Genomic DNA, 9,927 nt, shown 5'->3' with positions numbered 1-9,927 from the left:
TGTCTGAAGATGCATCATAAAATACAAAATAAAAATGTAGGTTTTCATACATCATTATTTTGTATAAAACTTACATTTTTATATTGACTTTTGCAATTAATTATTTAGACTGATTTTGATGAAATAATTAAGCGAATAGCATTTTCCACTACATCAAGTCTCTCAATTCCCAGTCCTACCAACTATCACCGCCAACGTCTTCAACATCAACTTAATATCCAACCCAACCGACCAATTATCGATATACTCTAAATTATACTTAACAACATCATCGAAATCATCAATTTCATTTCTTCCACTCACCTGCCATAGGCCAGTGAGTCTAGGTTTAATGCTCATTCGTCTCCTGTGTTTTACCTCATACTGATTAAATTCATCTACCGTAGGAGGCCTTGTCCCCACAAGACTCATATCCCCATTCAGAATGTTAAGGAACTGTGGCAATTCATCGATACTTGTCCTTCTTATGAACTTTCCGATTTTCGTAATTCTAGGATCATCCTTCATTTTAAACATCAGTCCATGCATCTCATTCTGAACCATTAATTCTTTTTTTCGTTCCTCTGCGTCTATATACATAGAACGAAACTTGTATATATTGAAAATTCCGCCATTCTTCCCAACACGTTTTAGCATTATAAATGCAAATAGCTTAAGGTAACATCTTGCAACATATATAGTGATTGTACCCATAATGAAGAATATTACGAACACAAATCTTGAATAAGAGCTTCCCTGCTTCGTAATAAAGAGATAACAAAACCAACTGAGTAAGACCAATGTTTGAGATCTCAAAACCGTTAGAAATTCAATTATGAAACCGCGTTTGAATATATCTTTGCTTACTTTCATATAGTATCTCGAGATAACAAGATAAAGTAATAATATTATAAGTAGCGCATCCTGATATTCTGTATGAATATTGATATTTTCCAAATCACCATTTCTAGTCATAATTGAAAAGCAAAACGCTACTATTATCGATAGCAAATCAATTAATGATACTATATAGCTACGTACTCTATTATTATTCTCACCACTCATTTTTAGGGCCTCTTATATCTTGCGCTGTCACTGGCTCCTCCAACAATTGCATATATAGTAGGCTCATAACTATTGGGCTTGACTTTACGCCTCTTATTGCTATAAATTTTAAGTTTATAAGATGCCAGAACGCATATACCAAATGCCACCAATATAACAAGAATGTATATTATTATCAATGTTAAACTGTTGGAACTATTGTACTGATCAAAAAATATTTTTAAAGAATCCATTAAGTTACCTCTCCCGTTGTCTTTCAATTTAATCTTTCATTACATTTCATCTATACTTGTTATACTCTATAGTTATTTATACTTTTTCAATTTAAACCAAGTATATTTTGCGGTTATACTGTTGGTTGTGTCGTTTGTATTACCGTCGGTTTTTCTGTCGGTAGTATTGGTGCTTCAGTTTGGACGGGCGCTTGTATTGGGGCTGTTATTGGCGCTGTTATTGGGGCTGTTGTTGGAGCTTCTGCCTTTTTTGCCTTTACATGTAAGATAAATTTTACTATGTTTGATGAATTACCATCCGTATCTGTGCAATAGATATCCATTGGGAAATCGCCCACTTTACTAGCGTCATAGCCACTTGCAAAGATTCTTGTAAACAATGAGCTTCTGGTGTCTTTGTCATCCGTAATATCTTTAATATACTGAACTACATTAAAAATATCGCCTTGCGTGATGGTTACTTCACTTTGTGCAAGTGAAATCACAGGATTTGACGGTGCTACTGTTGCTATATTAGCAGATTCTTGTGATTTCGTTGATGTACCATTTGTTGCTGATATATTTGCTGCATTCGCTGAATCTGCTGCATTCGCCGCGTTCTGGTTAATCTTAGCCTGATTTTCTATCTCTTGTTTGCTTGCAATATAATTAAAAACATAACTAATTTTAGCAATATTATTACTCTTATCTCTTGCTATATATATCACATTTACTGTTGATAGATCTGTTGTTGGATAAACATCCTCTATCTTGATTGAATTACTCACATCCCCATCTATATCATCAACCGCCTTCACATATCGTATTAGCTCTCCCTTATCTTCCCCACTCGAATATATTACGCTATTCCCTATTGGAATATCTAATGTAATGATGGGTGCTGTTCTATCTTCACTTGCAATAACAATAGCCGCTGATGTAACTAACAATACTAAAATAACGGAAATAGCAATTGTCACTATTTTCTTTTTCACTATAAGACCTCTCCTTTATATGCTGATTAATTACTACAGCATCAAATTACTTTCCATATTTTTTCCCATAATACTTCCCATAGTTCCCATTCTCGCTCATATCTACCTTATTAAGCACAGCTCCTAATATCTTACAATCCGTCTTTTTCAACTGCGCTACTGCGTTCTTAACAAACTTATGACTTACAAATTTAGCTGCAATTACAAATACTGCTCCATCACATTCCTGTGCAACAATTGCACCATCGATAACATTTCCTAATGGCGGTGTATCAATTATTATATAATCATATGTTTCCCGAAGGGTACTAATCAAATGTTTGAATGATATATCACTAAGTAATTCAGCTGGATTAGGTTCAACTGGTCCTGCAAATACGGTGTCTAAGTTTTCATAATTAGTGGAATACACTACTTCTTCGAACTTGCATATCCCTGACAGGAAATGAGTTAACCCCATAACTGACATATTGATCATATATTGTCCCACCATTACAGACTTTCTAAGGTCGGCATCAATAAAAATTACCTTTTTACCAGTTTCAGAAAGGGATACCGCCAAATTAAACGACACCATTGACTTCCCCTCATTCGGCGCAGTGCTTGTTATCATTATAACTTTGATATCTGAACCGCATAATTGAATATTCGTTCTTAAGCTCTTATATGCCTCGTTACTTTTATAATCAAGATTTTCTTTTCTTTCAATATTAATTGCTGTCATTACTTTCGCCTACTTTCTTATGTTACTATTTGAGGAACCTTTTTCTTTTTATTTTTATCTTTCATTACTTTCTTTTTAATCTTCTTCTCATCATTTGTCTCCTCAGCTATAGGAATAAGTGCAAGTGTACCAATTCCAATATACCTTTCAATCTCTTCTGAACTTCTAATTGTATCATCCATAAAATATCGAATGACTATTATTGCTGATGCAAGTAATATTCCAAGGATTCCTCCAAGCACCATGTTTTTCTTAACATTAGGGCTTACTGGTGAGATTGGGAAGTCTGCTTTATCTACGATATTAACGTCTTCAATCTGCATTGTTGTACATATACTGTCCGACGATATCTGTGCGACTTTATCTGCTATTTCCTTTGCCTTATACTGATCATTATTCTTTACCACAATCTTAAGTATGCGAGTATCTTGAGGTGTAACAACAGAAATACTGCTTGCTAGCTGACTAGCCGTAATATCTAAGTTCAGTTCACCTATTACTCGCTCCATAACTGTTCTGCTTGTTATAAGAAGCTTATAATCCTTAGTGAGTTGCGATGAAGACTGGATGTCACTATATGTAGTCGTTGTCTGGCTCTGTCTGTTAAGAACGTACAGCATAGTTGTAGATTCATAAACTGGTTTCAAATATAATTTGCTTATAAGAAATGCAATCAGTCCTACTATTACGCCCGTCACAATAATTATTACTATCTTTTGTAATAGAACTGCAGCTATCCGTCCTATATCAATTTCATCCTCATCACTTTGTCTGTTTATTTCCATTAATTTAGTCCCTCCAAATATATTCTCTCTGTTATCCGCTTCATCATCCATTTTTAATGGCTTTTAGTACAACAAAAAAAAATATAACCTTCACCTTTAAACTGGTGAAATTATATTTTCTCTTGTTGGTATATTTCTTAATTCTTCCGGCTGTTCGATATCGGCAACATGCATTCAGCGCCTACTACATAAGCTAACATTCTGCATTGGTTATAATTAGAATTAAGTCTACTTATAATATAAATATATGTTGTAAGTCATTACTATTCTTTGGTAGTGTAAAATCGCTTTTTTGTTTACATTTTTTGATTATATCATAACTTATATTTCGATGCAATGTGTTTTTCCATTGCATTAATTTTGATATTAATACTATTTGATGATTTATGAATAATACAAAAGATTGCAGACTACATTATTTTATTTGAAATGTTTCTCCGCTTTTAATTTTGTTCATATATTGTACTGCCGTATTCACTGTACTATAATCTGGCAATACAACCGATGCGTCAAAACCATATAACTGACAGCGTCTTGTGGCTGTAGAACCACTTACATCATATGTTTGTATATTCCATGGTGTCGATGTATCTAACGTATCTTTTATTAATGATGTGATTGCATCTGCTGGCATATTCGTCCCAAACAGACTTGATACCGAATTCAATACTGCTGAATAATTTGTGATAATAGCAGGCGAAGATGCTTTCGCAATGATACCTTTTACTGCAGCCATTTGATCACGTCCACGTTGAAAGTCTCCATTTGCAAATGCATAGCGTTCTCTACAAAAAGCTAATGTTTTTTCACCATCAAGATTATTTTGTCCTTTTACAAATGTATATGGTATAAAACTTGATTTAAACCCAACCTCGGAATCTATCGTAATACCACCAAGTGCATTAACAATTCCTACAGTACCAGTAAAGTTGATTTTCACATAATAATCAAGATTGACACCATATAGATTTTTAAGTGCTGTCATTGAGCCTTGCACTCCAAAGTTACCTGCATGTGTTAGCTTCTCCAACCCTGTATTACCTACCCAATCAACTACTGGGATATAATAATCTCTAGGTGTTGTCACAAGAAGCGCCTGCTTTGTCTTCGGATTAAACGTAGCAATAATATTCACATCATTACGTCCTGTAGAAGCAATTGCACCGGCCTGATCATTTCCTGCAATGTATATTGTGAATGCATCCGTACTAACATTTATATCGGATGGAGCTACAGCTGTATTTTGATTCTCAATAGAGATTGAATCATCAATCACTTTGGTTTTTGTGCCAAAGTCAATATATGTTTCTTCTATTGCAGAACGATAAGTCTCATTTAGAATAATTGCTTTTACTTCGTGATTATAAAGTGCATTCACAAGTGTATCCCAATCCGCATAACCAGTTGTATCTATTGCGCTTCCTAACTTTTCATTAATCTGAGTTACGGCGATATCTGTGCTCGATTTATCGATGGCTGAATTATAACCAAACTTATATTTTTGAGCATCGCTTAATTTCTGAGCTGGGTCAGAGGATAAAACTATAACAGAAATACCCGTGGTATTTACTGTAGCTGGCTTCGTTATATCATTTAAAGCGTTCGAAGTCTTAGACACGAATAAAAATCCAAATAATAATACAATTGATAATAAAACTGCAATTATTTTACCTAAAATATTTGCTTTCGTATACTGTGAAAACAAATTAAATGCGGTAATAAGTACTAATACAACAATCAGTATTATTAAATATTTGTTTGGAATTACATTCAAATGAAACAAAGCGACCAAAAACATAATGGATATTATGATTTGAATGATCACAAGTGAGACTCCTATATACCTATTCCATAATTTTCTCTTTTTTTTCTTCTCTCTTGGAGTCAATGAAGACGAACCAGAAAATAACAACTTTATATTTGACATAATACAACCCTTTCTTAACGTAATAAAATTCATTATACTACTAATGAATTTTATTTACAACTTTAAGCTTTGTCATATCAACGCCTTATATCAAGCACATTATTATATGAATTCTTAAATACAGGCTATCTTTTGTATATTTTTGTGCTATACTAACTAGCTATATGCGTTCAATCTATTAAAGAACCATAATTTTATTTTACTGAAAGGACTAAAGGTGCTACTTTTATGAAAAAAACAAATACAATACTCAGTATTCTAATCTATATCATTTTTATCTCTATACCAATATGCGCGATATTCTTTTTTTCAAGCCAACCAGGTCCTCAGTCCTACGGGTTAAGCAATAGGCTGTCTACTTATATTGCAATGAAATGGAATCAGATATTTTCATTAAATCTTTCTGATAATAATTTAAATTTGCTAATCACTTCTCTATATATGCCCACAAGAAAGCTTGCTCATATCATAGAATATACAACATTGGGATTCTTCGCATTTGCTGGAATGTATCTCTTACAGCGTCGTGTGAAAATATCTGGCATTGTAATTACAATTTCACTAATTATATTTATAGCTTCCTGTGACGAAATTCATCAAGCCTATATAATTCAGAGAGGAAGTCATATCTCTGACGTGTGTATTGATGTTATTAGTGGAACTGCTGGAGCATATCTGTGTATCATAGTAAAGGATTTTTGTCGGAAAGTGAGATATGTTTTCAAGAAAGTTTAATCTATCAATTATATCCCCAATACATACTCCCAATAATTTCTGCGATTTCGAAATCTTCCTCCATATTAATATCAATTGCTTCAAATAAACACACATATCTTATATATGGTCTATTACCAATTCTACATCTGTACTTTTTTAATGATTCTTTACTTATCCCATATAATCCAGTTGTTTCTTCAGCTAGACTGGTAATATCTTGACTTCTTGGAAGAATTTCTGGTCTATAATTTATGGGCAAATAATTAAACCAATAGAATCCATTTCTTTTTAATGCGGTAAAGCATGAATCATATTTTTCACTGGAGGTTAATGTATTAAAACAATCTCGTATAGAATCAATTTGTAAAAATGGAGCAGTTGCAAATAGTTGAAAATAATAGTCATAGTTAGGAAATTTTTCAATATGATAATTAAGCAAATCATTTCCATTCGCAGTGTTTTGAGCTAAACTTTCTAACCGTTCAATAACTTTCAAGTCTTTACTCAATGCATATTCCTTAATTTCCTCACTATTTGTATCTATATATATATCATCAAAGCATGCGGACTCAATTGCATGTGTAATAATATACTCATATAATTTTTTACCATTTAATACTCTAAAATTTTTTCCTTGAACTCTTTCAGAATTTTCTTTTATAGGAATAAAGCATGCTGTTTTCATATATTTCACCTCATAAGATTAGGATATGCTAGTTCGCTATATTTCTAATTTTTAAAGCAGATAACGATTTCCTTACTTATGTTATAAGTCAATAGTTTAATGTTTCATAAGTCCAATAAGCCGTTTCTTTTCTTTAATTGTTAAAAACACTAAAAATAGTATTAGTAAAATCCATCTAATAAATGCATAATCTATAAATATATAAAAAATAAGTATGGTTACAGAAATAAGTAATAATGGCTTTACTAGTATCTTCAAAGGAAACAAATCCCTCTCTAACTTTTTAGCATATATTAGGTGTAATATAAAAGAGAGAATATATGAAAACAATGTTGTAAAAGCCGCTGCATAAAATCCAAATTTAGGGATAAAGATGAAGTTTAATATAATATTACTCACAGCTGCGATTAATGTATTAATCGCAATATATACAGTCTTTTTATAATAGTGCTCAATATTAACATATAATGTATATATAAATATAATGTAACTAGAAAGTATTAATATTGGAATTATAATAATACCGGACCAATATTTTTGTGGTGCTAATATTTTCAATAGATCATCTGATATTAACAACAATATAATCATTGCATAAGTCATTATGTTTACATAATCAATTACTTTTTTATTAATAATTTCAATATTATTACTTTTCATATTGATCATAAACCAGGGTATCCAAATGCCTTCTAGTGATGCACCTAATACCAACGTAATCACACTTAGATTATATACCAAACTATAGATTCCAGCTTGGTCCGCTCCAACGATTGAAGTAATCATTATTCTGTCTGATTGTGATAATATACTTAATGAGATTCCATGAAATATCAATGGCACAGATACTTTTAAGGCGAATTTCCAATATTCTAATTTAATAAAGCATTTGCCATTTACTAATATTATAACTAGAATTCCAAATCCAAAAATAATGCAAATAACTGCCATTGGAACAATTCTTTCCATATACTTATCATTACTTTGAATATTCATTAATAGTATCATTGAAATAATAATTGATAACAGATTGGGCAAAATCATTAGCGTAGTTCTCACCTTATATCTATACTCCATCATTAGATACATACTATAATCTTCCATAATTGCTGCAAAAAAGCTATTTAATAGACACAAACTGACGAATGTCATATTTATGTCCAAAAACAAATAACTAGATACCAGGATAATTAAAGATATCAGACTTGAGAATATTATATCTAAAAAAACAATCGATGATACAAACTCCTTAATATTGTCTTTATAGTCTATATACGCAGCTCTTATCCCCATATGCAATGCTAAGCCTAAAATCATCGACATTATGCTTACCCATGATGAATATGTATTAATTATACCATAATCATACGTAGATAAGATTCTAGTGAAAATTGGGATAGTTAAAAAAGCAATCCCTTTATTAAAGAAATTACCAAATATATAATAGGTCCCTACTTTAGCGTAATCTTTTGATTTCATTACATATTACTCCATTATTCAATTATATTTCATTTATTTTATCAAAGAATTGTTTGTATAGTATTTTTGATTCTTCACCAATATAAGTAACGTGCTTCTTAGATTCAATTGAAAAATCTAAAGATTCTATATTTTTTATCCTACTTCTTAATTCTTCTATATTTTCAAATGTTAAAGATTCAGATAGTCTATTATAAATCAAATCACTTCTATACTGTAACACTTTACATCCTTGCGATAAATAAGTAAATACCATTGTTGAAGTGTGTCCCACTATAAAATATGCTTCATCAAGATTCTTATTATATATAATATTATTATAATTTATAACATACTTATTTTTAATATCTGCCGGATGTTTTCTAATAATAATTACTTTATTATGTTCTATTGCAATTTTGCAAACGATATCTATAAGTTTTTGATTATAAACAACCATTTCTGGTATATCTAAAACAATACCGATTGTATTTTCTTTTTTTGCATTTTCTATATTCCTTAATACTGGGTTTCCCAGTACATGAATATTCGATCTGGGGTTGTATTTCAAGAAAAGATTTTTGGTCATAGTCCCCCAAACGAGTATATTTTTCGATGGAACATTAAGGTAATTTAATATATTTACTGATTGTAAATTTAAATTATCACTAAAAATTGCATGCTGCATAGTTATCGTATTAATTCCTTTTGAATTTGCTTTTTTAACTAAAACTCCTTCTAGTGGTTTAGTATCTGCAAAAACAATTATATTTCTTTTGCATTTTAAATTATCTATTAAACTTTCAAATTCAAATAACGAAATTAAATTAGAATAGATATAAAGTTTTTCTAATAGCCCAAATTTAACGTTAGATAAATCTAATTCTAAGCATTCTTTAGCTATATTTAATAATTCTTTTTTATTTATTTTAAATAATAATTTTATATTTTTAATTAATAATATAAAATTGCCTAAATTTATCGTTTTTATTCTTGTTATTTCTAATATACCTTTACTATAATTACATTGATTATAAACTTCATTGAAAAGCCCAATATAATCGCTTCTTTTATCTGACATGAAAAAGATGTTATCTTTACTCAAATCAATATCATTAATTAATTGTTTTCTAATTGAACATCTCAATATATATCTTACAGTACACTTTATCCTTGCTAAAAAAGAATCTTTATTTATCTCTAGCCAAAAAAACACTTTATCTTTATCATAATTGATCATAGTTTTGATTATTTTCTCCTTCAAGGAATCCTTTTACTATAAAAACATATCCCCAAAGTAAAATGCCCATAATATTTGGAGTTATTCACTCTAAACTATATAGGCCTTTTAGAACTTTATTGCATAAAGTTTAAGTATAT

Annotated in this window: 8 protein-coding genes and 1 pseudogene; 1 reads left to right on the top strand and 8 read right to left on the bottom strand. The window is 30.6% G+C overall.

What is annotated here, in order from left to right; genetic code table 11:
- Nucleotides 1-162: 162 nt before the first annotated feature.
- The 5 genes and pseudogenes from BMY18_RS21725 to BMY18_RS17885 form a co-directional block, all read right to left on the bottom strand.
- Nucleotides 163-711: pseudogene (locus tag BMY18_RS21725) on the bottom strand (sugar transferase); the annotation flags it as partial.
- Between the two features lie 679 nt (nt 712-1,390).
- Complete coding sequence (locus tag BMY18_RS17900) at nt 1,391-2,251, bottom strand: hypothetical protein (protein ID WP_092456985.1); 861 nt, start codon at nt 2,249-2,251, stop codon at nt 1,391-1,393.
- 46 nt (nt 2,252-2,297) lie between these two features.
- Entirely contained in the window at nt 2,298-2,975 is a 678-nt protein-coding gene (locus BMY18_RS17895; protein ID WP_092456982.1) for a CpsD/CapB family tyrosine-protein kinase, read from the bottom strand.
- 17 nt (nt 2,976-2,992) lie between these two features.
- Nucleotides 2,993-3,760 carry a YveK family protein gene (locus tag BMY18_RS17890; protein ID WP_170841479.1) on the bottom strand — a complete coding sequence of 256 codons (768 nt, stop codon included), beginning with the start codon at nt 3,758-3,760 and terminating at the stop codon, nt 2,993-2,995.
- A 415-nt stretch (nt 3,761-4,175) separates the two neighbouring features.
- Nucleotides 4,176-5,687: an LCP family protein gene (locus BMY18_RS17885; protein WP_170841478.1), complete on the bottom strand. Its 1,512-nt coding sequence runs from the start codon at nt 5,685-5,687 to the stop codon at nt 4,176-4,178.
- Between the two features lie 228 nt (nt 5,688-5,915).
- On the opposite strand from BMY18_RS17885, the gene BMY18_RS17880 reads away from it, so the two are divergent.
- Complete coding sequence (locus BMY18_RS17880) at nt 5,916-6,422, top strand: VanZ family protein (protein ID WP_092456973.1); 507 nt, start codon at nt 5,916-5,918, stop codon at nt 6,420-6,422.
- Nucleotides 6,423-6,426: 4 nt separating this feature from the next.
- On the opposite strand, the gene BMY18_RS17875 is transcribed toward BMY18_RS17880, so the two are convergent.
- The 3 genes from BMY18_RS17875 to BMY18_RS17865 all read right to left on the bottom strand — a co-directional run bounded on the left by BMY18_RS17875 (nt 6,427) and on the right by BMY18_RS17865 (nt 9,787).
- Complete coding sequence (locus tag BMY18_RS17875) at nt 6,427-7,089, bottom strand: acylneuraminate cytidylyltransferase family protein (RefSeq protein ID WP_092456970.1); 663 nt, start codon at nt 7,087-7,089, stop codon at nt 6,427-6,429.
- Nucleotides 7,090-7,185: 96 nt separating this feature from the next.
- Entirely contained in the window at nt 7,186-8,568 is a 1,383-nt protein-coding gene (locus BMY18_RS17870) for a lipopolysaccharide biosynthesis protein (RefSeq protein WP_092456967.1), read from the bottom strand.
- A gap of 22 nt (nt 8,569-8,590) precedes the next feature.
- Nucleotides 8,591-9,787: a hypothetical protein gene (locus BMY18_RS17865; RefSeq protein ID WP_092456964.1), complete on the bottom strand. Its 1,197-nt coding sequence runs from the start codon at nt 9,785-9,787 to the stop codon at nt 8,591-8,593.
- Nucleotides 9,788-9,927: the final 140 nt, after the last annotated feature.

The organism is [Clostridium] fimetarium (assembly GCF_900111235.1).
GTDB lineage: Bacteria > Bacillota > Clostridia > Lachnospirales > Lachnospiraceae > Clostridium_N > Clostridium_N fimetarium.
Note: the sequence above shows the minus strand (reverse complement) of the source record. Positions and strands in the feature narration are given on the sequence as shown.